The 24,646-nt window shown below is 51.0% G+C and carries 19 protein-coding genes and 1 riboswitch; of the genes, 9 read left to right on the top strand and 10 right to left on the bottom strand.

The window, feature by feature from the left end:
- Positions 1-171 precede the first annotated feature (171 nt).
- A riboswitch (TPP riboswitch) is annotated at positions 172-306 on the top strand.
- A 273-nt stretch (positions 307-579) separates the two neighbouring features.
- Positions 580-1,446, top strand: coding sequence for a bifunctional hydroxymethylpyrimidine kinase/phosphomethylpyrimidine kinase (thiD, locus tag LQ901_RS07660; protein WP_064977556.1), 867 nt, complete (start codon positions 580-582; stop codon positions 1,444-1,446).
- Between the two features lie 403 nt (positions 1,447-1,849).
- Here thiD and LQ901_RS07655 read toward each other — a convergent pair whose 3' ends face one another.
- Complete coding sequence (locus LQ901_RS07655) at positions 1,850-2,179, bottom strand: hypothetical protein (RefSeq protein ID WP_010861860.1); 330 nt, start codon at positions 2,177-2,179, stop codon at positions 1,850-1,852.
- A 509-nt stretch (positions 2,180-2,688) separates the two neighbouring features.
- Here LQ901_RS07655 and gntR point away from each other — a divergent pair.
- On the top strand, positions 2,689-3,684 hold the full coding sequence (gene gntR, locus LQ901_RS07650) for a gluconate operon transcriptional repressor GntR (protein WP_064977557.1): 996 nt from the start codon (positions 2,689-2,691) through the stop codon (positions 3,682-3,684).
- A 164-nt stretch (positions 3,685-3,848) separates the two neighbouring features.
- On the opposite strand, the gene LQ901_RS07645 is transcribed toward gntR, so the two are convergent.
- From LQ901_RS07645 to LQ901_RS07635, 3 genes are all read right to left on the bottom strand, one after another.
- Positions 3,849-4,490, bottom strand: coding sequence for a bifunctional 4-hydroxy-2-oxoglutarate aldolase/2-dehydro-3-deoxy-phosphogluconate aldolase (locus tag LQ901_RS07645; RefSeq protein ID WP_047707696.1), 642 nt, complete (start codon positions 4,488-4,490; stop codon positions 3,849-3,851).
- A gap of 88 nt (positions 4,491-4,578) precedes the next feature.
- Complete coding sequence (edd, locus tag LQ901_RS07640; protein WP_197665245.1) at positions 4,579-6,372, bottom strand: phosphogluconate dehydratase; 1,794 nt, start codon at positions 6,370-6,372, stop codon at positions 4,579-4,581.
- Entirely contained in the window at positions 6,372-6,887 is a 516-nt protein-coding gene (locus LQ901_RS07635) for a gluconokinase (RefSeq protein WP_010861856.1), read from the bottom strand. The genes edd and LQ901_RS07635 overlap by 1 nt, the downstream gene beginning before the upstream one ends.
- Positions 6,888-7,018: 131 nt before the next feature.
- Here LQ901_RS07635 and gntU point away from each other — a divergent pair, with 131 nt between their 5' ends.
- Positions 7,019-8,356, top strand: coding sequence for a gluconate transporter (gene gntU / locus LQ901_RS07630; protein ID WP_039045357.1), 1,338 nt, complete (start codon positions 7,019-7,021; stop codon positions 8,354-8,356).
- A gap of 237 nt (positions 8,357-8,593) precedes the next feature.
- On the top strand, positions 8,594-9,169 hold the full coding sequence (locus LQ901_RS07625; protein ID WP_010861854.1) for a lipoprotein: 576 nt from the start codon (positions 8,594-8,596) through the stop codon (positions 9,167-9,169).
- Between the two features lie 122 nt (positions 9,170-9,291).
- On the opposite strand, the gene LQ901_RS07620 is transcribed toward LQ901_RS07625, so the two are convergent.
- Positions 9,292-10,272: a GTP-binding protein gene (locus LQ901_RS07620; RefSeq protein WP_233672126.1), complete on the bottom strand. Its 981-nt coding sequence runs from the start codon at positions 10,270-10,272 to the stop codon at positions 9,292-9,294.
- 317 nt (positions 10,273-10,589) lie between these two features.
- A complete protein-coding gene (gene mtr / locus LQ901_RS07615) occupies positions 10,590-11,849 on the bottom strand; it encodes a tryptophan permease (RefSeq protein ID WP_064977560.1) in 1,260 nt (419 codons plus the stop codon).
- A gap of 391 nt (positions 11,850-12,240) precedes the next feature.
- On the opposite strand from mtr, the gene LQ901_RS16765 reads away from it, so the two are divergent.
- The 3 genes from LQ901_RS16765 to LQ901_RS07605 all read left to right on the top strand — a co-directional run bounded on the left by LQ901_RS16765 (position 12,241) and on the right by LQ901_RS07605 (position 14,946).
- Complete coding sequence (locus tag LQ901_RS16765) at positions 12,241-12,375, top strand: hypothetical protein (protein ID WP_255698230.1); 135 nt, start codon at positions 12,241-12,243, stop codon at positions 12,373-12,375.
- Positions 12,376-12,768: 393 nt separating this feature from the next.
- On the top strand, positions 12,769-13,827 hold the full coding sequence (aroG, locus tag LQ901_RS07610; protein WP_152135902.1) for a 3-deoxy-7-phosphoheptulonate synthase AroG: 1,059 nt from the start codon (positions 12,769-12,771) through the stop codon (positions 13,825-13,827).
- Positions 13,828-14,079: 252 nt separating this feature from the next.
- The gene (locus tag LQ901_RS07605) at positions 14,080-14,946 is read left to right on the top strand and encodes a carboxylate/amino acid/amine transporter (RefSeq protein WP_047707698.1); all 867 of its coding nucleotides are present in this window, start codon (positions 14,080-14,082) and stop codon (positions 14,944-14,946) included.
- Positions 14,947-15,156: 210 nt separating this feature from the next.
- Here LQ901_RS07605 and LQ901_RS07600 read toward each other — a convergent pair whose 3' ends face one another.
- Positions 15,157-16,065, bottom strand: a complete 909-nt coding sequence (locus LQ901_RS07600) for a LysR substrate-binding domain-containing protein (RefSeq protein WP_152135911.1) — start codon at positions 16,063-16,065, stop codon at positions 15,157-15,159.
- 138 nt (positions 16,066-16,203) lie between these two features.
- On the opposite strand from LQ901_RS07600, the gene metE reads away from it, so the two are divergent.
- Positions 16,204-18,495, top strand: a complete 2,292-nt coding sequence (gene metE, locus LQ901_RS07595) for a 5-methyltetrahydropteroyltriglutamate--homocysteine S-methyltransferase (protein ID WP_233672125.1) — start codon at positions 16,204-16,206, stop codon at positions 18,493-18,495.
- A 141-nt stretch (positions 18,496-18,636) separates the two neighbouring features.
- Here the strand turns inward: metE and LQ901_RS07590 are convergent, their stop codons facing one another.
- The 3 genes from LQ901_RS07590 to cadB all read right to left on the bottom strand — a co-directional run bounded on the left by LQ901_RS07590 (position 18,637) and on the right by cadB (position 22,829).
- The gene (locus LQ901_RS07590; RefSeq protein WP_010861847.1) at positions 18,637-19,131 is read right to left on the bottom strand and encodes a metal-dependent hydrolase; all 495 of its coding nucleotides are present in this window, start codon (positions 19,129-19,131) and stop codon (positions 18,637-18,639) included.
- A gap of 169 nt (positions 19,132-19,300) precedes the next feature.
- Positions 19,301-21,436, bottom strand: a complete 2,136-nt coding sequence (cadA, locus tag LQ901_RS07585) for a lysine decarboxylase (RefSeq protein WP_039045352.1) — start codon at positions 21,434-21,436, stop codon at positions 19,301-19,303.
- Between the two features lie 70 nt (positions 21,437-21,506).
- Positions 21,507-22,829, bottom strand: coding sequence for a cadaverine/lysine antiporter (gene cadB / locus LQ901_RS07580; protein ID WP_010861845.1), 1,323 nt, complete (start codon positions 22,827-22,829; stop codon positions 21,507-21,509).
- An 843-nt stretch (positions 22,830-23,672) separates the two neighbouring features.
- Here cadB and LQ901_RS07575 point away from each other — a divergent pair.
- Complete coding sequence (locus LQ901_RS07575; protein ID WP_197665246.1) at positions 23,673-24,596, top strand: hypothetical protein; 924 nt, start codon at positions 23,673-23,675, stop codon at positions 24,594-24,596.
- Positions 24,597-24,646: the final 50 nt, after the last annotated feature.

Below are 24,646 nucleotides of genomic sequence, written 5' to 3'. Positions count from 1 at the left end.
TAATATTAAGAAGATATCGTCAATATAGGTGTTGAATGCTCAATTATAATACAAATATGAGTTTGGCATGTCTTAATTGTTTGTTTTTTGCTCTGTTGTGCGTCAGCGATTACTTTAATCGTCTGAATATTCCGCTGGTGTTGTCTGTCTCACTATTGCTATGCTGTCATCTGAGAATAGTCGGGGAACCTCGGTGTGACGCAAGGCTGCAAGCTATGACGTCATCGCGAGGCTGAGATCGCGTATGCGAGACCCGTAGAACCTGATTCAGTTTGTACTGACGTAGGGAACTATCCGCATCTTGCATCTCTGCCTCTGAGGCTCCATGTCGCAGGTTCAATGCCGTATAGGTGAACCCATTTCGGCAACTCATTAGGCAGAAGTGGAGTCTGGCATCGGCAGCTAATACTGGCTGCCAGTCATGACATTCCCACTATCACACGCAAGTCTGCAAGATAAGGTTCCTGCCGTCGAATTACAGGAGCCAATATGCCTTGTTCGACACACCACTTTTCCTCCTCAGATGCCGTACTGGATACGCCATCAGCCAAGGCACGACCTAAATCGGCAGAACAGACGATGCCCTCCGCGGCGGATGTTCCGATTGTGCTAACTATTGCCGGCTCTGACAGCAGCGGCGGGGCGGGGATCCAAGCCGACATCAAAGCGATTTCTGCTACTGGCAGTTATGCTTGCTCGGTTATTACGGCAATTACAGCCCAAAATACCTTAGGCGTCAGCGGTGTCTTTCCCGTATCAGCGAAAGGTATTACGGCGCAGCTCGATGCCGTGTTTTCTGATTTAAACATTGTGGCGGTAAAAATCGGTATGTTGGGAAACGCCGAGATCATTGACGCTGTGGCACAAGGTCTGCAACGTTATCGACCGGCGCATATCGTGTTGGATCCAGTGATGGTGGCGACCAGCGGAGATGTGTTGTTAGAGCCGCAAGCGATTAGCGCATTGAAAGAAAAATTGTTGCCACTGGCGGATATTATTACTCCTAACTTACCCGAGGCGGCAGTATTGATTGGCCACGCGGTTGGGCATCATCCACGCGTATCGCAGGCGTCTGAGTCTGATATGGCCGCTATGATTGAAGAATTACGCGCGCTAAGTACCACATTAGGTACTGCCGCGGTATTGCTTAAAGGCGGCCATCTGACCGATGAAAACCACAGTGATGATGTGCTGATCACTGCTGCAGAGTCTGCGTATTTTCATGCACCGCGCATCCTAACCCGTAATACCCACGGAACGGGTTGTACATTGTCGGCAGCGATAGCGTCCTATTTGGCGCAGGGTTATCCGTTAGCACAAGCAGTTGCGCAGGCAAAAGACTATATCAGTGCTGCGTTAGCCCATGCTGATCTGTTGCGAGTCGGTCGAGGGCATGGTCCGGTGCATCACTTTTTTCCCGGCCATTGGCAGTTGCATCGCGCTTAAAGGGTTTTCCGCGTAGCGTAAATCTTGGCTGAAAAAAGAACATATGAGTAGCACTCTGCAATTTCTGAACAGAAAGAGTGCTGCTACATGAGCGTGAAAATAGAGATATAGATGGATGGAGGGGTTATTTTGTTATTCATAAAAAGAGGCAGAGAATAACCTGAAATAGACGTGTATTCACATTAATGTAATATTGATGTGGTAAGAATATGCGGGGAATTGCGGGTCTTATTTTTTGATTCGAAATACAGGCTGCTTAACAATCGTATTTCAAAATTGCATCTTAATAGGTTGTGGTAAATTCAGAACTCGTCATGTGGCAGGATATCAAAACTGTTATGCAACAATACTTGTATTTGTTTGCTGCTATTCACCAGTATTCACGATACTTGCCAATGGCGGCTCAGTGAGCCAGCCGTAATCGGCTGTCGTAGCCGCTGTGGGTGTAGTAGGTGGCGGGAAACACATCCACCAAATTGATGCCGGCCAGCTGGTCAATCAGGTCAGAAAAATTATCGAACGAGTACACTGTGATTTCACGGTACACTTTACCCTGCATGTTTTCGATTCCAATGATCATCTCCAGTTCCTTTTCTGGCTCTTCGACCAGCAGCACCGTGTCATCGATTCTCGAATCAAAAAAAGGGACTTCACGGCCTGGGATATAGAAACTTCTTTCCTGCATATCATCGTCCCGCTCGTCGGTCGCTTTATCTATCAGAGTAAAAAACATAGGGCTTATCCATGAAAATAATGAGGATAGTATTTCACCTGCTTATCGGTGGTGCCAGTTGCATATTTGAATTTTGCGATCCATTCAATAGATTTAACTTATTTGCCAATGGATAAAAACAATTGGTTGAGCGTAGTTTTATATAATGACGATGCGTTATATAAATGCCTCTGTGAAAAATGTAAACGATAAACAGTGAAGTTATCGTAATGTGCGCTAAAAGGCTGTTTGTTGAGCTGTTAATAATAGTCAGAGACAAATGTTATGAGCAACTTATTTTTATACTTAAAGTAAATTGCAAATGTAAATAACAATTACGCAGCCGATTTGTAAATAGCAGAAGAATCTTATATTCAGCTGTTATCAGATTTATACCAACACACTTCTTATGGTTATTAAGATGGTGTTTATTCTCCATTTTTTACGTGATGAGTCACATCTGAAGCGCTGGGTAAATACGATAAAATGTGCTATGTTACAGGTAACATTACAGCTATTTTCGCGGTAAAATGAAGAAAAAACGCCCAACATTACAGGACGTAGCTGACATCGTCGGCGTAACTAAAATGACGGTCAGCCGTTATATGCGAGATCCGTCGCAAGTTTCTGCTTCGGTGCAGAGCAAAATAGCCCGTGCGTTGGATACGCTCGGCTATATTCCTAACCGAGCTCCGGATATTTTATCTAACGCAAAAAGTCAGGCGATAGGGATCTTATTACCCTCCTTGACCAACCAAGTATTTGCTGAGGTATTGCGTGGCATCGAGTCGGTCACGGAAGATCGCGGTTACCAAACCATGTTGGCGCACTACGGGTATAGCCCTCAAATGGAGGAGCAACGTATTGCATCGTTACTGTCTTATAACGTAGATGGGCTGATCCTCTCCGAAAGCTACCACACGCCGCGCACGTTGAAGATGATTGAAACGGCTGGAGTGCCGGTGGTGGAAATCATGGATACCCGTTCGCCGTGCATTGAATTGGCGGTCGGGCTGGATAATGTGGCAGCTGGTTGTGCTATGACCACTTTGATGTTGGAAAAAGGTTACCGCAACATTGTTTACCTTGGCGCGCGGATGGACGTGCGTACCCAGCAGCGTCTGGAAGGCTACAGCCAAGCCATGCAAGCGTATGGGCTGACACCGCGTCAGGTGATGACGGAGGCCGCTTCGTCTTACTCGCTTGGGGCTGAATTGTTGGAAGAAACGCGTCGGCGTTATCCTGAAACCGATGGCATTTTTTGTACCAACGATGACTTGGCGGTTGGGGCTATCTTTGCCTGCCAACGTTTAGGCATTCGTATTCCGCAAGATATCGCCATTGCCGGTTTTCACGGCCACGATATCGGACAGACGATTGTCCCGCGCTTGGCCAGTGTGCATACGCCACGTAAAGAGATGGGCAAGCGCGCAGCAGAGATGCTGTTAGCGCGATTGCAGCGTGTGGCCATTGCGGAGCCGGTGTTGGATTTAGGCTATACCCTCGAAACCGGTGAAAGCCTGTAATGGTTTGGTGCGCACAGGTGAGACGCAAGTCATGTAATGCTTGTTATGCCATCTAAATAAAAAAATCCGGTCACGCTAAAGCGTTAGACCGGATTTTTTATGCTTGTTTGCTAGAACGCTAGATTTTAAGGCTTCTAGTGCTCTCAAATTAAGAGTGAAAGCAATTACGCTTTAGACACCAGTGCTACAGCGTCAGCAGCCAGACGCGTAATGCCCGCCCAATCACCGGCAGCAATCAGATCTGCTGGCAGCATCCAAGAGCCACCCACAGTAGCTACGCACTTGGCAGACAGGTACTCATGCACGTTTTTCGGGCTGATACCGCCAGTAGGGCAGAAACGAATCTGTGGCAGCGGCGCTGCGATAGATTTCAGCGCGGCTGCGCCGCCATTGGCTTCAGCTGGGAAGAATTTCAGGTGAGTATAGCCTTGAGCCAGCGCTTGCATCACTTCAGAAGGCGTTGCAACACCAGGGATCAGCGCCGTGCTGTGCTTTTTCGCGTGCGCCAGCAGCTCGTGGGTGAACCCTGGGCTGATAACAAACTTGGCACCCGCGGCAACCGCAGCATCATATTGTTCTGGATTGATTACGGTACCGGCACCGATCATCGCTTCTGGCATTGCATCGGCAATCGCGCGGATAGCTTCCAGAGCAGCATCAGTACGCAGGGTAACTTCGAATACGGTGATCCCGCCATCAGCCAGTGCTTTGGCCATAGGAACAGCGTCTTCCACCTTGTTGATAACCATTACAGGAACAACCGGTGATGCGGCAAAAACCTCAGCAGGGGATACAGTCCAGTTCATGGGGATTCCTTTAATCAATCGCTGCCACACGGCAGTCTAAAAAGCAGTAAAAACGCACGTCTAAGACGTGCGTTCAGGTCGTTCAGTATCACTCGATAACGGTCGCGCCGGTTTCGGCACTGGAGACCGCCTGACGGAATACATGGAACAGATTACGGCCAAAACCGGTCTGCTCTGCGCTCAGGTCAGGATGATACGCGGTACGCTGACTCAAATCGGCTTCTGTGCTGAGCGTGCCTTCTTTGGCATTCAGCGTAATGATATCGCCATTTTGTAAGAAGGCCAGCGGACCATTTTTGCTCGCTTCCGGTGTGACGTGGATAGCGGCTGGAATTTTACCGGAGGCACCGGACAGACGACCATCGGTCACCAGCGCCACTTTGAAGCCGGCTTTCTGGATATTCCCCAGAATTGGCATCAGCTTATGCAGTTCAGGCATGCCGTTGGCACCCGGACCGTTATGGCGAACCACCACAATCACATCGCGGTTCAGAAGACCGGCTTTGTACGCGGCTTCAACATCGTGCTGAGATTCGAAAATCTCAACCGGTGCGCTGATGATATGGTGCTCTGGCGCTACGGCGCTGACTTTAATCACGCCACGGCCCAAATTACCAGACAGCACTTTCAGGCCGCCCGTTGCGTTGAATACACCATCGCCTGCGGCAATGACATCGGGATTACGGGTTTCAGTTACTGGTACCCAGTTCAGCTGACCGTTTTCCAGTACAGGCTCAGACAGATAGTCTTCCATGCTACCGAATACCGGCGTGGCATCCATGTGCAGCAGACCGCGATCTGCCAGCTTACGCAGCAGCAGTGGTACACCACCGGCTTCGTGGAAGGCGTTGATGTCGGCTGGGCCGTTCGGGTACACACGAGTCATCAATGGCACCACATCAGACAGATCGCTGAAGTCATCCCAAGTCACAATCAGACCCGCAGCGCGAGCGACAGCAATCATGTGCAGTGTGTGGTTGGTGCTACCGCCGGAAGCCAGCAGGGCGACCAGACCGTTGACCATAGCACGTGCGTCAACCACGTCCGCCAGTGGGCGGTAGGTGCTGCTGCCTTGAACCATACCGGCAATCTTGCGTGCGGCATCATCAGTCAGCGCCGCGCGCAGTTCGGTGTTCGGGGCGATAAAGGCGGAACCAGGCAGCATCAGACCCATGGCTTCAAACACCAATTGGTTGGTGTTGGCGGTGCCATAGAATGTACAGGTGCCCGGGGCGTGGTAGGCACCACACTCCATGTCTAGCAGTGCTTCACGGCCTAATTTACCGGCAGCATATTCTTGACGAATTTTAACTTTCTCGTCATTGCTGATACCGGTCGGCATTGGGCCGGCAGGAACAAATGCAGTAGGCAGGTGACCAAAGGTCAGTGCGCCCATCAGTTGGCCCGGTGCGATTTTATCGCAGATGCCGAGCAGCAAAGTACCGTCGAAGGTATTGTGGCTGAGTGAGACTGCGGTTGCTTGTGCAATCAGATCGCGCGAGAACAGAGACATATCCATGCCCGGCTGGCCTTGCGTTACACCATCACACATAGCAGGTACGCCACCGGCAACTTGGGCACTGTGACCCAGCTCTGCCAGTACGGCTTTAATTTGATCTGGATAGTGCTGGTATGGCTGATGCGCAGACAGCATATCGTTGTATGCAGTCACGATGCCGATGTTGGCACGGGTCATATCCAGAATGTTGTGCTTTTGCTGGCTGGAACAGGCCGCGACGGCATGCGCCAAGTTACCGCAGGCCAGTGCCGCGCGGTTTTTGCCTTGTGCTGCCTGAGATTGGATCTGCGCCAGATAACGCGCGCGGGACTCCGCGCTGCGCTCCGCGATGCGTGCGGTAACCTGGTTAATAACTGGATGCATCAATTGGCCCCTTTAACAGCTGCGACGGCACGCTCAACAACCTCATCAAACGGTGCGTTTACATCAATACGCAGAATGCCGGACTCGCCGGTGGCAACTGGACATTCCAGCGTCTCGAACTGGCTTTGCAGCATGTTTTCCTTCTGGAAATGACCGCTGCGCTGACGGATACGCTCCAGGATGACATCGTAAGTACCGTCCAAGTAGACGAAAGTCACATTTTGATTCCCTTCACGAATCATATCACGATACTTACGCTTGAGTGCTGAACAGACGATGATTCCGGTTTCATTTTTCATCTCAATGCTGAAAACCGCATCACGGATACGTTCTAACCACGGAGCACGATCATCATCATTCAGTGGATTGCCACCGCTCATTTTTAGGATGTTTGCTTTTGGGTGCAAATCATCACCATCAATGAACTTGGCATTCAGTGCATTTGCCAGTGCGGCACCCACACTTGACTTACCACACGCGGAAACACCCATCACGATAATGCTGCGACCTGCCATAGTTTGACCTCAATCTCAATTTTGAAAGTTGCTTGTGTTTAGCTGTATCTACGATAGCACGTTACGGGTAACATGTTACCGGTAACTACAAAAACTGTGATGTAAAACACAGCTAACCTGGGATGAACACTATGTCTGATATGTCATTGATTATGACCGCCGCGGGATCGATCATTCTGCTGCTGTTCTTGGTAATGAAGGTGCGGCTGCATGCCGTGGTGGCGCTGATTCTGGTATCGATGATTGCCGGTTTATTCTCTGGAATGAACCCCGCCGATATCGCCGCAACTATCCAAAAAGGGATGGGCGGTACCTTAGGTTTCGTTGCCGTGGTGGTAGCGTTGGGTGCCATGTTCGGTAAAGTGATGGAAACCACCGGTGCACTGGACCGTATCGCACAAACCCTGCTGGGTAAGTTCGGTAAAGACCGTGCTAACTGGGCGATCACCATCACCGGCTTTATCTGTGCACTGCCACTGTTCTTTGACGTTGCCGTGGTACTGCTGATTGGTGTTGCATTCGCGATTGTCCGCCGTGGTGGTGGTAGTGTCGTGAAAATCGGTATCGCGCTGCTGGCCGGTATCGCGACCTGTCAGGCATTCTTGATCCCGGCTCCGGGCCCAATCCTGGTGGCTTCACAGCTGGGTGCTGACTTCGGTTACATGATCCTGTTCGGTCTGCTGGCGTCTATCCCTGCGATGATCCTGGCTGGTCCACTGTTCGGCTCTATGATCTCGAAAGTGGTTGACGTGCCGTTGCCAGAGCACGCGCAGAACGATGATACCAACCGTGGTGAACTGCCATCTTTCGGCCTGGCGATGGGCCTGATTGGTCTGCCACTGCTGATGATTGGTCTGAAAACCATTGCGGCGCGTTTTGTTGAGAAAGGCTCTGATCTGTACAACTGGCTGGAGTTCATTGGTCACCCGTTCACCGCTATCATGGTTGCGTGTCTGGCTGCGTTCTATCTGCTGGGTATTCGCCGCGGCATGAGCCGTGATGAAGTGATGAGTGTGTGTGGTTCCGCGCTGCAGCCTGCCGGTATCATCATTCTGGTAACTGGTGCAGGCGGTGTGTTCAAGCAAGTCCTGGTTGATTCTGGCGTAGGTGCGGCACTGGGTAACATTCTGGCTGGCTCTGGTCTGCCAATCGTGGCGCTGGCGTTCATTCTGGCGGCTGCGGTACGTGTAATTCAAGGTTCGGCAACCGTGGCGATGCTGACCTCGTGTGGCCTGATCCTGCCAATGCTGGAAGGTCTGGGTATGAACGGTGCCCAGCTGGCAGCAATCACCATTGCTATCGGTGGTGGTGCGATTGTTCTGTCTCACGTGAACGACTCTGGTTTCTGGCTGGCTAACCGCTACTTAGGCCTGACTGAGAAGCAAACTCTGCAAACCTGGACCGTGATGGAAACCATCATCGGTGCGACAGGTGGTGTGGTTGCCATGATTATCATGATGTTCCTGTAATCCACGGTGTCAGCCTGTTGTAAGGCGACACATTGATTGTGGTAACTGATTGCTATAACCGAAAAAAGCCGTCCCTTGGGGCGGCTTTTTGTTTGGGAGGATTCGGTTCGGTGAGCATGATCGGAGAGTTTGGGTGCTTTGTGGCGGCCTGATATGAGCGCGGTGGCACAGAGAGGCAAAACAAACGGGCTTACTTGCTTTATAGTCTGCGTTTTTTATCAGGGAAACAGATTCAGCATGCGGTTAAATCAAGCAGTTAAAATGGTCGCCGGAGTGGTCTTGGCGTTGGCATTAGTCGGTTGTGGTGCGCGTGGTGATACGCCGGCACAAAAGCGCAATGCTATTCATCAGATGCGACAAGATACGCTGCAAAAATTATATCGTGAGCAGCCAAAAGCGCGTACCGCGATCCGCAAAGCGCAAGGCTATGCTGTGTTTTCCAACAAGAGTAACAAGCTGGGCCTTATCGGTATTGGCCATGGTTTTGGCGTTGTGCGTGATAACCGCACGGGCAAAAATACCTATATGCGGATGATGAGCGTGGGTGCTGGTGTTGGGTTAGGCATTCAAGACATTCGCTTTGTGGCGATTTTCCATGATCGCAAGACGATGCAAAACTTTATCCAGCATGGCTGGGATGCGTCTGCTGGTGCTGATGCGGCGGCTAAATGGAAAGAAAAGGGCGATGCTGGTAATCAGACCGTTGCCGCTGACTTTAATGGCGTCACCATCTACCAGCTTACGGAGCACGGTTTAGCCTTACAAGCGATGGTGCAAGGCTACAAATACTGGCCAGATGACGAGCTGAACTAAAAGATTGAAAAATAGTTCGGGTTAGACAAGAAAAACGGCGACCGATAGATTCTGTCGCCGTTTTTGTTTGTGCAGGAACCTTGTAAATAAGGCTGCGGTTAATACAGCATTTCTCTCCGCGCTTATTGGCGCGCCGCCAACAGGGCGGTTTGGAGGCTGTTCCACGGGCCGCGTTCGGTATCAATCAACTCCACTCGGCTATCTGCTGGCGCGCTGTCTGTGGTTTCAATTTCAAATTCATGCTGTTGGCGATTAAAACGCAACGTGCCGCCAGCAATACGCACCATCCCTTTGGCCCGTTGCACCGGCGCGGTACGTGCCCATTCGAGAATTTGCGTCATATCAAACACGGTATCGTGATCGAAAATCCAGCCACAACTGTAATAGCCTTGCCCTTGATTTTCTGCCCGTCGCCAACGTTCGTGGCTTTGTAAGCTCATCACTGCGGAGAGCGGTTTGGCTGCGGCATGCTGGCGCGCGGCGTTATGGGTAGCCGAGTCTGTGAGTTGATGCTGATGACAAGGTAAATCAAGCAATTCAGGGTTAATGGCACCTTGAGCTACTACCTGATGGGCGCTTAAATCATGCCGTTCAGCCAGTAAAGCCGCGAACGCGGCATGGTCGGCGGGTTGATAAACGTCAGCTTTATTGGCAATCAGCACATCGGCCGCGGCAAGTTGATCGCGGAAATTTTCGTTATCACGATAACGCGGCTCAGCAAGTTGGCGAGCATCCAGTACACACAGCGTCGCACGCAGGTCGAGCACAGTTTCGTAGTGTTCGCCGCTGAGCATGCTCAAGACCTGTTTCGGATGGCCAAGGCCCGTTGGTTCAATCAGCAACCGATCCGGTTTTTCGCGGCTAATCAGCATATTCAAACCGATTTGCATCGGTAATCCGGCTACGCAGCACAAGCAACCACCGGGGATCTCTTTAATCGCGGCACCTTGCCCAGCAAGCAAAGCTCCATCGATGCCGATTTCGCCAAATTCGTTGACCAAAATGGCCCATTTTTCATCCGCCGGTTTGTGTGCCAGCAGGTGACGCAACGTGGTGGTTTTGCCACTGCCAAGAAAGCCGGTAATCAGGTTTGTCTTAATCACTGTGGTATCCGGTCCGTATCGCTAAAACAGAAAAATGCGGTGAGGAAATGATAACGGGTATTGTTTCCATGTGTACATCCACCTTAACGGAAAGTCTGCATGAATGACAGTCGCCCCGTGATTTCTGTGATTGGATTGGCTGAGCTTCAGATGACAAACAATGAGATAGCAAAGAATGGGATGGCGGAGAATGAGAAGGGCGCCATTGCAGTTAGAGCGGATACATCCTGCGAATAAAACAGGCCGGTAAAACCGGCCTGTCGGGAGTACATTAACGATGCGTTGATACGTTGATGTGTATCAGTATTAGCGTCTGGTTATTTGTAGACCGGTAACAGATTAAACATCGCCAGAATTTGCACAATCAGGTTGGTCAGACCGAACAGCAAGACCAAAATGATGCCAGCATTGCCACCCGGCGCACGGTAATCCGGGCTGCCAAATTGTTTGCGGCTAGCACGCGCCATCATCGCTGGAATAATTGCAGCCCAGATAGCGGCAGCCAGTCCGGCAAAGCCAATCGCGTAGATAAAGCCGTCTGGGAACATCAGGCCACCAATGGTTGGCGGCAGGAAGGTCACCACCGCGGTCTTGGTGCGGCCTAATAAGCTGTCGTCAAACTTCAGCAGGTCAGCAATATAGTCGAACAGACCCAGCGTCACCCCAAGAAACGAGCTGGCAACGGCCATGTAAGAGAACGCAGTCAGCAGTTTGTCGATAGTCTGGGTCGATACCACGCCACTTAACGCACTCAGCAAGTTACCTATGTTGCCGCCCTGACCAATAATGCCCTTAAACTCCTCGCGCGAAATGTTGCCGAGGATAGACAGCTGCCACAACACATAAATGACCAGCGCAATCAGCGTACCGAACAGCAAGCTTTTCACCACCGAGCCGGAGTCTTTGCCATAGTATTTGACCAAGCTCGGTACGTTACCGTGGTAACCGAAGGAGGCCAGACAGTAAGGCAGTGCCGCCAGAGCAAATGGCAGGTAGCTTGCATCAGCATCGCCAGTATTAAACAAAATCGCCGGTTGTACGTGTTGGATCAGATCAAAGGTAGAGAGCAAAAAGGTGATCACCATGCCGCCGATCAAGACGGTGGTCAGGCGGTCTACCGCTTTGGTGGAGATCCAGACGAAAAAGGCCAATCCCAATGCAAACAGCAAACCGGCGGCGGTTTGGTTCATGCTGATCCCAAACGCGGCATTCAGGGTATGGCTGATAATCGAGCCACCACCCGAGATGTAGGCGTAAGTCAGAATATAGAGCACGAACGCAACGGTCAGACCGTTAACCACATTCCAGCCTTTTCCCAGCAGCCCTTTGACCATAGTGTCAAAGCTAGCGCCGACTTTGTAGTTCAGGTTGGCTTCTAAGATCATCAGGCCTGACAGATACATGCATAGCCAGGTAAACAACAAGATCACCACGGAGCCGGTAAACCAGACACCGGCAGTTACGACTGGGAGGGAGAACATTCCGGCACCTACAGCGGTTCCGGCAATGATCATGGCGCCGCCTAATACGGAGGGACGTTTTGCCATGGTTGGTGTGATGACCTCTTGCTGACTCATAGACACATTCCTTATGAAAATACGACTGGATACTGAGTGCCCGTCTTTGTGTACTAGCATAATAGTGCGCTGTGGCGAGGGATGTAAACAGATATTTTAATTAATCCGCACGTTATGCAACTTTGCGCGCCACTTTATGTCAAAAAAACAGTGCAACGCCGTGCTAGATTTGCTTTGCGAAATAAGTCCGCCAGAGACTTATTCAGAATGTAAGCCGTTTATATTTTGAAATCTCACGTCACCAAAAAGAAACGTTATGTTTTATTTGCTGGCGTTAAGCTGAACTAGAGTCACTATGAAGTTGATCACTCAAGTTAACCTTCCGGTTGTTTGTAATCGGTATTTTTATGTGTTTCGCTGTGTGATGGCAAAACTGAGGAGTCAGGTTGCAATGAAAGTTAGAAAATGTCAGCGTCTGTGCCAGTATTGCATGAAGAACGGAACAGTATCACCGTTGAAAAAGTTGGATGAGCTGTGGTGCGATGTGTTTGTGTGTCACTCCTGCTTCCGCCAATTTGCCGATTGAGGATGTGACTTTTCGGATGACATTGAATCCCTGATTCAGTATGGGTACCGGGATGTACCCCCTTAGCTCGCCAAGCTTTCCCTTACCTCTCATTTTGCTTTCAGTTCAGTTTTTTCGCTTACTTACCGAATCCATCTTTTTTATCCCACTGTTTATCCCTATTCAGCCATTTATCTTTATTCAGCTATTTATCCTTATTCAATAATGGTCAGTTACGACAGGCTGTTTTCTGTGTGCTTTGATGCAGTTAGCGCTGTACATGCACCTGTGTGCTCGGAGGACTGCTCAGGTGGCAAAGAGATTTACAGCCGCGCAGAGATCAGGCAGATTGAAAGGAAGGCACTTTGCCGGTTGGGTGTAAATCGCAGTATTTAGGGACAGGATGTAAAGATAATGACTTATCAGAATGATGATATAAGAATAAAGGAAATCAAAGAGTTACTTCCGCCGGTTGCGTTGCTGGAGAAGTTTGCTGTTACTGATAAGGCTGCGGCAACGGTGTTTAATGCCCGTCAGGCGATTCATCAGATTTTGCAAAGCGAAGATGACCGCTTGCTGGTGGTGATTGGCCCTTGTTCCATTCACGATCCGGCCGCCGCGCTGGAATACAGCAAGCGTCTGTTAGAGCTGCGTGAAGAGCTTTCTGATGACTTAGAAGTGGTGATGCGGGTGTATTTTGAAAAGCCGCGTACCACGGTGGGTTGGAAAGGGCTGATTAACGATCCGTATCTGGACGATAGTTACCAGATTAATGACGGCCTGCGCATTGCTCGTAAGCTGTTGTTGGACATTAATGACTTAGGCATGCCAACCGCGGGTGAGTTTTTGGACATGATCACGCCGCAGTATATGGCGGACTTGATGAGTTGGGGTGCGATCGGGGCACGAACAACAGAATCACAAGTTCATCGTGAGCTGGCCTCTGGTTTGTCGTGTCCGGTTGGCTTTAAAAATGGCACCGATGGCACCATCAAAGTGGCGATTGATGCGATCGCCGCAGCTGGCTCTTCGCACCATTTCTTGTCGGTGACCAAGTTTGGTCATTCAGCCATTGTGTCGACGGCGGGTAATCAAGATTGCCACATTATTCTGCGTGGCGGTAAAGAACCGAATTACAGTGCCGCTCATGTCAGCGTGGTGCTGCGTGAACTGGAGAAAAACGGTCTACCACCGAAAGTGATGATTGATTTTAGCCATGCCAACAGTGCTAAACAGTATCAACGTCAAAATGCGGTGGCTGAGGACGTAGGGGCGCAGATCGCGGCTGGTCAGCAGGCGATTTTCGGGGTGATGATTGAAAGTCATCTGGTGGAAGGTCGTCAGGAGCTGGTGCCGGGTCAGCCGTTAACGTTTGGTCAGAGTATCACCGATGCCTGTATTGGCTGGGATGATACCGAGAATGTCCTGCGTCATCTGGCGGCCTCGGTACGCGCTCGTCGTGCGAGTAAATAATTTTTCCTCCCACAGGGATTTTTCCCGCATGTAACTCGCGGAGTGTGTCGGGCGTCAGTGATCGATTCAATCTGACATAGACACACTCCGTTGTTCTTCTTGTTTTGCATTGTTTGTTGGGCAAAGCGGTCTGTCTGCGCGATGGCTGCGCTGAAAACTGAACTTGAGACTGAACTTAAAACAGATCCGACGACAATCACCGGTACGGCCTGTTACAATCCGCGCGAATTTATCCTTGGAGCGTAGGCAAACGTGCTACTTCTCATTTTGACCACCGTGTTGTGGGCTTTCTCATTTAGTCTGATTGGCGTTTATCTGGCCGGTCAGGTGGATACGTGGTTCTCGGTATTGATGCGCGTGCTGTTGGCGCTGCTGGTGATGCTGCCGTTTTTGCGCCCACGTTTGGTGCCGATGCGCGATCGGCTGACGCTCATGGCGTTAGGGGCTTGCCAGCTTGGGATCATGTATCTGTTTTACTACCATGCCTTTTTATTGTTGACGGTGCCGGAAGTGGTGCTGTTTACCATCCTCACGCCGCTGTATGTCACGCTGATCTACGATTTGCTGCAACGCCGTTTTAGTCGCGGTTATTTTGTGAGTGCAGCATTGGCAGTCGCCGGTGCTTTGGTGATCCGCTATGGCGCGGTCAGCAGCCAGTTTGTTTTGGGTTTTTTGGTGGTGCAGGCCGCCAATATTTGTTTTGCCATCGGCCAAGTGGGCTATAAATACTGGGTTGAACGGCAGCCGCAGCCAATTTCCCAACATGCGGTATTTGCTTGGTTTTATGCCGGTGCGTCGGTAGTGGGGGTGATCGCATTTGCACTATTTGGCGATCTCAGCCGCTTGCCGCATACGCCAGTGCAGTGGGGTGTTCTCATGTGGTTAGGGCTGGTGGCTTCAGGTTTGGGATACTTTATGTGGAATAAAGGCGCGACCCAAGTGGATACCGGTACGTTGGCGGTGATGAATAATGCGTTGGTCCCCGCCGGATTGCTGGTGAATTTTGCGCTCTGGAATCAGCATCCTGATTGGTTACGTTTAGCCGCTGGAGGTATTTTGATCCTGCTTTCGCTGCAAGTAAGCCGCTATTTTCGCTTACGTTCAGCGCCAGTGACCTGATCACTCTCTAGGCCTGCTTGGCGAGGAGATGCTCGGTAAGCGGTGTACGAGCTGATACATGACAGAAGAAAACCGGCGTTAGACGCCGGTTTTCCCTTTCTAAAAAGACTGCTTTTTTCTATCTCTTTATCTCTTTCTCTAGTGATTTCTCGATCTATTTAGTTATCGGTATCTTTATGGAGTGCGTTGTTTTTCCATCAACATAGAGCCTTACACCGCGCGGCAATGTGGCAAAAAGGCGGTTTGCTCACGCGCACAGTGCAGGAAATGGCTGATCGCCGGATCGCTGCGTTCATTTTCCCTGACTGCCAGATATAAGCGCCGCCACAACCCTTTATCACCAATCTGGCGGCTACAGAGCAGCCCTTGCTGTTCGGCATCGAAGACTGCCCAATGCGGCAGTGCGGCGATCCCCATACCTGCCGCCACCATTTGCAATTGCAGCAGCGTATTCTCGACCGGTTTGAGTGTTGGCGTAATTTGCGCTGGTTGCAACACGTAGCGCCAGATATCCAAACGCTGTTTGGGTACGGGATAGACCAGCAGACGCTCATCTTGCAGTTCTGCCGCATCAACAGTGGCGTGAGTGGCTAAACGATGATGTGGCGCCATGACCCAGCGGATCTCGAAATCAAACAGTGGGGCATAGTAGATCCGCGCGCGCGCTTGCACATCGCTGGAGATCACCATATCGAGCTCACCTTGCAGCAATCGTGGCTGCGGATCAAAAGCGGTGGCAGCCGTAAAACGCACCTCGGTTTGCGGGGCTTCTTGCCCGAAACGAGTAAGCGTCGGCATGAGCCATTGAATGCAGCTATGGCACTCAATCGCCAATGCCAGCGCTGGGCGCGGCGCGGTGTTGTGCTGACGTAGCGCCTCTTCAACCAGACTGACTTGCGGCAAGATTGAGCTCGCCAGTGTCAGCAGTTGCTCTCCTTGCGGCGTAAATTTTACCGGCCTTGTTTTTCGGATAAACAGAGGATGGCCGAGCCGTTGTTCTAGCTCATTGAGTTGGTGAGATAGGGCCGATTGAGTCTGATGCAGCTGCTGCGCGGCGGCGGTGAGGCTTCCGCTATCGCGCAGGGTTTGCAGCGTTCTGAGATGGCGCAGCTCGATCATGGTGTTGCGTCTCCCTGACCAAATAAGGCTCATCATGAATTTCGCTCATGATGCACATGAATAACTTCCGTTTGTTGGTTTTACCATAACCGTGAATTATAGATGTGTAAACATCTGGACGGCTAAATGGAGTTAAGCATGAGTATTCATAGTCATACCCTCGGATTTCCGCGTATTGGATTGCATCGCGAGCTGAAAAAAGCATTAGAGCAGTATTGGGCCGGTGAGATTGAGCAGGCTGCATTATTGGCATGTGGTCAACAATTACGAGCGCGTCACTGGGCATTGCAAAAAGAGGCGGGTGTCGATTTACTGCCGGTGGGTGATTTTGCTTGGTATGACCATGTATTGGGTACCAGTTTGATGGTGGGCAATGTGCCACAGCGACATTTGCGCCCTGATGGTCGCATTGATTTAGATACGCTGTTTCGTGTCGCCCGTGGCCGTGCGCCGTCAGGCCACCAAGCGGCAGCGGGTGAGATGACTAAGTGGTTTAATACTAACTATCACTACATCGTGCCGGAGTTCTATCAAGGGCAGAAATTCTACCCTGCATGGACGCAGCTGTTGGATGAAACCGATGAAGCGTTGCTGGCAGGACACTCGGTAAAACCGGTATTACTGGGGCCGCTGACGTATTTGTGGCTGGGAAAAACCAAAGGCGAGCCATTTGATCGCTTGAGTTTGTTGCCTTCATTGCTGACGGTTTATCAGCAGGTCTTAGCGCAATTAGCAGCTAAAGGCGTTGAATGGGTGCAAATTGATGAACCTGCATTGGTGCTGGATTTACCGGTGCAGTGGTTAGCTGCCTATCAGCAGGCTTATCGTCAGCTGGCCGGTAAAACGCCAAAACTGCTGCTCACGACCTATTTTGGCAGCATTGCGCATCAGTTAGATGTACTGGCCGATCTGCCGGTCGCCGGTTGGCACTTAGATGCGGTGGCGGGAAGTGCCGATTTAGCGCAAGTGATCGCCGCATTACCCGCTGATCGTGTGATTTCTCTGGGCGTGATTAACGGGCGCAACGTGTGGCGTGCCGATTTGGCGCAGTGCTGGCAACGTTTGCAACCCTTGCTGCCACAGTTAACGGGTCGTTTGTGGCTTGGCACATCCTGCTCACTGCTGCATTCACCGGTCGATTTACTGGCCGAAACGGCGCTGGATGACGAAGTATATAGCTGGTTGGCATTCGCACGGCAAAAGTGCCAAGAGTTGGGATTACTGACTCAAGCCCTAAACCAACCGGCGGACGTTCAGCTGCAGACGTTATTGCTGGAGTACAGCGCGCCGGTGCAGGCGCGACGCACGTCGGCGCGGGTGAATAACTCGCAGGTTCAAGCGCGGGTCGCGGCCTTACAACCGCATGACGCGGAGCGAAACTCCGCCTATCCGGTTCGCGCACAGGCACAAAAGCAGCGTTTCCCTCTGCCGCTATGGCCAACCACGACGATCGGCTCATTCCCGCAAACCGGTGAGATCCGAGCGCTGCGGCGTGACTACAAAAAAGGCAGTTTGTCTGCGCAAGCCTACCGTGAAGGCTTACAAGCCGAAATTGCTCGTGCGATTGCAGAGCAAGAAGCGCTCGGGTTGGATGTGCTGGTGCATGGCGAGGCTGAGCGCAATGACATGGTGGAGTATTTTGGCGAGTTGCTGGAAGGTTTTGCTTTTACCCGCAATGGCTGGGTGCAAAGTTACGGCTCGCGCTGCGTGAAACCGCCGATTGTGGTGGGCGATATTTCCCGTCCGGCACCGATGACGGTCGCGTGGAGTGAATATGCGCAGTCGCTGACCGACAAACCGGTAAAGGGCATGCTGACAGGCCCAGTGACGATTTTGTGCTGGTCATTCCCGCGCGAAGATGTGGATCGCAAAACGATCGCGCTGCAATTGGCCTTAGCATTACGCGATGAGGTGACTGATTTGGAAAAAGCCGGTATCGGTATTATCCAGATAGATGAACCGGCGCTGCGTGAAGGATTGCCGTTGCGAGAATCGGCACATGCTGAGTATCTGCAATGGGCTGTCGATGCATTTCGTATCACCGCAGCCGGTGTGGCCGACGATACACAAATTCACACCCACATGTGTTATTGCGAATTTAACGATGTGATGGCATCGATCGCCGCGCTTGATGCGGATGTGATCACCATCGAAACCTCGCGCTCTGATATGGATTTGCTGGATGCATTTGAGCACTTTTCTTACCCGAATGAGATTGGCCCTGGGGTGTATGATATCCATTCACCAAATGTCCCACCCGTGGAGTGGATTCAGGATTTGCTGCGCAAAGCGGCCGAGAAAATTCCACCAGCGCGGCTGTGGGTTAACCCTGATTGTGGCTTGAAGACGCGGGGCTGGGAAGAGACGCGCTTGGCGCTGGCCAACATGGTGCAAGCGGCACGTGAGTTGCGCGCAGAGTACCCGTCATAATCGCTGTTGTTATCAAAGTTATAAAAAGGGATTATTGCTGATAACTGACCCCGTGGTGTCAATGGCGACATCACGGGGTCATTGTTTTATGCGCTTGCGCTAGGCTGAATTGGCTGTTGTGTTCAGAGCTTCTGAAGGGGCTTAATGTCGCCACCACAAAGATCCTGCCACCATCAGTACGCAGATAATGGTTTCCGCATGACTGCCGGTGCGAAAGTTAAGTAGCGGCAAACGAAAGCGCTGTTTGACCGGCCAGAATAGCGGGACACCAGCGGGGGTGAGGGCGTCGCCCAGCAAATGACTCAGATAACCGACAATAAACGCATCGACCATGCCAACCGGCACGGGAACGCTGGCGGGCAGTTTATACAGCAGACACCATAACGCCAACGCAACGGCCAACAGACTGTGCGTAAAACCGCGATGGCCGAAAACCTTCGCAATAGGCACAGAAATCCAGCGTAGATGTTGGCCTAAAAAAGAGCGTGGATGATCAATGTCCGGCAGCAAGGAGCCCAGCAAGGTCGCCGGAATGGCATGCCACCAATCGAGGTGCACCAGTTCGGGGGTGATCCCAGCTTTTTTGGCCAGAACGATACAAGCAACAGAAAACAGCAGATGCCCTTGAGCCGTCATGATGATAACAACAGTATGCAGGAAAATGACTGGATATATTATCAGTGGTTTTGCAGATGTATAGGTGCCGGATGTGCTATGGGTGAAAAATATGTGCGACAGCTGAAAAAATAACCGGTCGCAGCGCAACCGGTTATGACGAGAGGTTAAATGACGCCGATGTTTTAGGTTAGCGTTTGAGCACGCTCACCATGTAACGGCCGTCGTCGTGCGGGTGACAACCGTGGATATCGGTTTCAAAGCCCGGATAGTGGCGTCCGATTTCCACCAGCATTTTCAAGAATTCCAATACCGGTTTACTTTCCTCGGTCACCATTTCCCCCGGCATAATCAACGGTACGCCCGGTGGATAAGGCAGGATCATGTTGGCGTTGATTTTTCCCACCATATCCTCCAATGGCACTTCCACCGTGTTGCCTTGCAGCACTTCTTGGAACGCCTGATAAGGCGGGATCACCATCTGCGGCAGCACTTCAAACGCATGGAACATAATCTTCGGCAGATCATGTTTAATGGTCAGTTTGTGAATGCCCTGTGCCAGCTCTTGGATCCGCATATCTTTGTAAAAGTGCGGTGAATCCGCATGCAGGGAAGGCAGCATGGTTTTCACTTTCAGGTTCAGATCGTAACCGCGTTTAAAGTCGGTCAGGCCGCGCAGCAGCTGCATCGCTTTAGGCTTATCGATACCGATACTGAACAAGAACAGAATGTTATACGGGCCGGTTTTTTCAACGATAATGCCTTGTTCATCCAGGAATTTAGACACCAGCGCGGCTGGAATACCGGTTTCTTCCAGATTGCCGTCTTTATCTAACCCAGGGGTCAGGATAGTGACTTTAATCGGGTCGAGGTACATGTGGTCGGCATCGATATCTTTGAAGCCGTGCCACTTATCGTTTGGACTGAGGTTCCAGCACTCGGCATCTTGAATTTCATCCGGCTGCCACACATCAAAGAACCAAGTGTCGGATTCCGCCCGCAGCTTTTTGATCTCTTTACGAAAGCGCACCGCACGCTGTACCGAGGCGTCAATCAAGGCGCGTCCGGTATTGCCTTTCATCATCGCAGCGGCGGTTTCGGTGGAGGCCACGATCCCGTAATGTGGCGAGGTTGAGGTGTGCATCATAAAGGCTTCGTTGAAGATCTCTTTATCCACGTCACCTTTAATGTGGATCATCGAGGCTTGTGAGAATGCTGCCAGCAATTTGTGGGTTGACTGGGTTTCATACACCACTTTACCCGGAATACCGCCGCCGCTCATGCCGTACTTGCCCTGATAGATCGGGTGGAAGTTGGTGTAAGGCACCCAAGCACTGTCAAAGTGGATGAACTTGGTATCGAGTGTATCTTTGATAAAGCCGGTGTTATACAGCAGACCGTCATAGGTACTGTTGGTCACAACCGCATAGATAGGCCACTGCGCATTTGGCGTGGTTTTGATCTTGGCTTCGATGGTTTCGCGCTTGAACTCGCTTTGCGGGATCCCACCGAGAATGCCGTAGGCATTACGGGTCGGGCGGAAATAAATCGGCGTGACGTTGCTCATCATCATGAGGTGGGTCAGCGACTTATGGCAGTTACGGTCAATCAGTACGGTACTGCCTGATGGGGCAGAGAACATGCCGACAATTTTGTTGGCGGTTGAGGTACCGTTGGTGACGATGTAGCTGGCATCGGCGTTAAAGACCCGCGCGATGTACTCTTCTGCTTCTTTGTGCGGACCGGAGTGATCCAAGAGTGAACCCAATTCGGCGACGGAGATCGAGATATCCGCTTTCAGGGTATTTGCACCGTAGAAGTCGTAGAAAATGCTGCCGACGGGGCTTTTCAGGTAGGCGGTGCCGCCCATGTGTCCGGGTGTACAGAAGGTGTACTTACCGTCATGTACATATTTAAACAGCGCCTTGGTTAATGGCGGCAGAATGCGGTCAACGTATTCGTCGCGTTTTTGTCCGATTTTCAATGCGATATCATCTGCGATATCCAGATGATATTCGAAGAAACTTAAATTCAACCGCAAGTGGCCAAGTTTAATATCCAGTACGGAATTATTATTGGCAAAGGCATGCAGCGGTAAATTCTCGTTTATGGCACTGATATCTTTGCACAGATCCAAGCCATATTTATCCCAGTCGAAAATAACACCACAAATCCGCGGGTTATTTTCGATAACTTTTAATAAGTCAGCCGCATCGGAAGGATAAATAACATGGAATCCGCGTTTTTGGAGTTCAATGTCGAGCTCTTGTAATGGCGCTTCTTTAAAGTAGGCATCCACATTACTTAAAATGGCAACGATGTTCATCTAAATCCCTCGCATGTTTATGGCGGCCTGAATCAGGCCGCCGGTATAAACGTAATTTCCGGATTTACATTTACGCTTGTGGCTGTTTAGCGGCTTCGCGTTTTGCCACTTTGCGGACATAAAACATTAAGATAATCAGGGAAACGATAAAGGTGCCGGCCAGAGGGCCTTGTTCACCACCGGCCAGCGCGATGAAACAGAAGGCACTACCCAGCACACCGGCAGCCAGACTGAGCATGTTCTTCACGTTTGCGCCTTCCATCCGGATCAGGTTGATACAGGAGTAGAAGTACGGCAGCATGGTCAGCAGTACCGCGATGCTGGTGATTTGAGTAAACAGGTTGGCTGCGCTGCCGCCTTGGGCGCCTAAGAAGGCCACCAGAATCATCAGTACAGTCATTTTGATTGAGGCCAGAATCAGCCCTTTACGTGGAATGCCTGATTCAGACATTTCACCGTACACGGCTGGGAAGTTACCGTCTTTCGCCGCACGCGCACCGGCTTGACCTACCAGCATCATCCACGAACCCAGGGACGTTAAGCAGGCCAGAGCGGTAAACAGAGATACCACTCCGTTAGCCCAGTTACCGACCATCAAAGAGGCCGCCATACCAAACGGTGCACCGGATTTAGCCAACTCTTCAGCTGGGAACATGCCGCTAATCGCTTGCGTTGCCGCGATGTACACGATACCGGCTAAGGCCGTACCCAGCATGGTTGCCAGGGGCACAGTACGCTTCGGATTATCCACCAACCCGGTACTTACAGAGGCTGATTCCACCCCGATAAAGGCCCACAGACACAGAATAACGGCCTGAGTAATTGCGGTTGAATCAGGTTTCGCCGAGACGTTCCAGCTGGCGGCATAGGTGTGTGGATCGAACCAGAACCAGCCAAACAGCGCGGTACCCACAACTGGGATCAGCACCAGTACGACGCCCATGGTAGTCAGTCGGCTGACGAAGCCACCGCCTAACAGGTTGACGAAAGTAAAGAACCAAACAATCGCGATCGACGCGATAGCGGCAGGGATGTGTTCGTTCAGAATAGGGAAGAAGGTGGACAGGTAGGATACCGCCGTGATGGCGATCGCCAAGTTACCGATCCAGTTCGCATGGTAGTAAAGAACCCCGGTTTGGAAACCGAAAATCGGGGCGACTTCACCGGCATACGCTACCGGACCACCGGCTTGCGGGTTGGTGGTGGCCATCCGTGCATAAACATAAGCCAGGGCCAGTGCACCCACCAGTGAAATCATCCAGCTGAAAATGGTAATTGAACCGTATGCAGCCAGACTGGAGGGCAATAATGCGATACCACTGCCCATCATATTACCGGCGACAAGGCCGGTACAGGCAATTAAGCCTATTCTTTTGGTGCTATCAGATGACATATATGCGCTCCGGTTTCATTTTTCGTTAATACATGAATCGTCCTGCGTTTGTGATCGCCGAAATAAATACATTACGTCATATATACGGAGCGCGAATGACTCCGTAAGTAGGCTTTGTTTTAAAATCCGGTATGTTAACCAGACTCTTGTCAGAAAAATTAGCGTGCTTTTATTTGGCGCTATCAAAAGCGTGTACGATGAACCTGTTTTTTGCAAAGCGGAATGCAAATAAATAATTATGAGTGTCAGGTTTTAAAGTGATACCAAGTGTTGCGTTATTTAATTAAATGGTGTTTCGGTAAAATGCCCAGCCTTGTTTTTATTATCATTTATCCAATATGTGACTTTATTTGCTTAAATGTCTTATATATTGCTGGTGGTGTGTATTGTCACGTGAGGCTTGCTGATTTTGTTCTTCCTACCTGTGTTGTACGTGGCGCTTGAGCGGGGTGTAAAACGGTATTGCGATGTTAGGGGATTACCCAGCAAAAGCGGTGACAACTCGTGCCAAATCGAGTCAGACCGCGGGTTCGATGATGGCGTGCTGAGAAGTGCTACGTTGTGCAAGGGCGATTTAACCTCCAATAGGCTCATCTAAAGCAGGGGCATTGGCGGTAATCGATAGCCAATGAGTCAGAAAATATACAAAAGACTGTATATCTGGGTAAATTTACAGTGTTTCCCTTTAAACGTGATGGCAGGTGGTTATAATCGTCAGCCAACTTTGTCCATACGTGATTTTCTGCTGTAACCCTCATGACCACACACACATCTGCGCCGGTGCGATTCCCGAAAGAATGGTTCGCGCTAACAATTGTTTACAGTTTTACCGGTGCCGCGATCTTGGCTTCGATAATTTTTTCCCTGCTGCTGTTTTTATCCATCGACAATAATCCGTTGATGAAATGGCTGTTCGGGGCGCTGGCTGTTATTTTCGAGCTGGGTAAGTTTTATGTCTGGTATGAGTTTGGCGAACGGCGCGCGCGTCGGGATGTCAGCGGCGCGCTTTCGGCGCTGGTGTTCTATTCCATCCTCGCGGCAATTTCTATTGGCGGCAGTATCGGCGGTATTAACAGCGCCACCAATACGGCACTGAACATTCAGGCGCAGCACCAACGCGAAACCGCACGTTATGATGAGCAGATTGCCGCGATTGAGCGACAGATCAAACTCAACGAAACCGCGGCGATGAAGTATATCGAGCTGGATCGAATTTCTAGCGGCGTGAAGCGAATGCAAGAGGCGAATACCGCCTTGCGTTTGCAGCAAGATAAACTGCGATTGGAGCGTGATGCGCGTCCGGTGAGTGAGCAATCGTCAATGCTGGGGCTGATGAGCAGTCTGGCGGATGGCCTGCATTGGTCTGTGGCGCAAGTGCAATTTGCGCTGGTGTGTTTTTTGTCGCTGCTGCTGGATGTGTTTGCAGCCTTTTTTGTCGGCTTGATTGGTGAGGAAAATCGCTTCCGTCGCCGCTGGCTGGCAGAACAACAAGAAAAAACGCGGCAAGCTGAGCGAGATGCCGCAAACACCGCCGAATTACCTCAGCCGGAGCCTGAATTACCGCCGGAGCCGGTGTTAACGCCGTTTGAGCGGGTGCGCGATGCACTGCTCAATGGTCATTTGCGCTGCAGTAAAAAGCAGGTGGCGCAAGAGCTGCAATTGCCGCCCGAGCATGTGGACAGCATTTTCCACCAGCTGATGGAGCAGGGGATTTTAGGCCAGCGGCCAAATCGGCACTATTATGTCAACGATATGTCACTGACATGATGTAAACGCCGCTTAGCGCACTGAAGGTATGATGCGCTGAATACACGTCT

It is taken from the genome of Plesiomonas sp. PI-19 (genome assembly GCF_021368255.1).
Lineage (GTDB): Bacteria > Pseudomonadota > Gammaproteobacteria > Enterobacterales > CAMTGL01 > Plesiomonas > Plesiomonas shigelloides.
The sequence above is the reverse complement of the archived record's forward strand: the minus strand, read 5'-3'. Positions and strand labels throughout refer to the sequence as shown.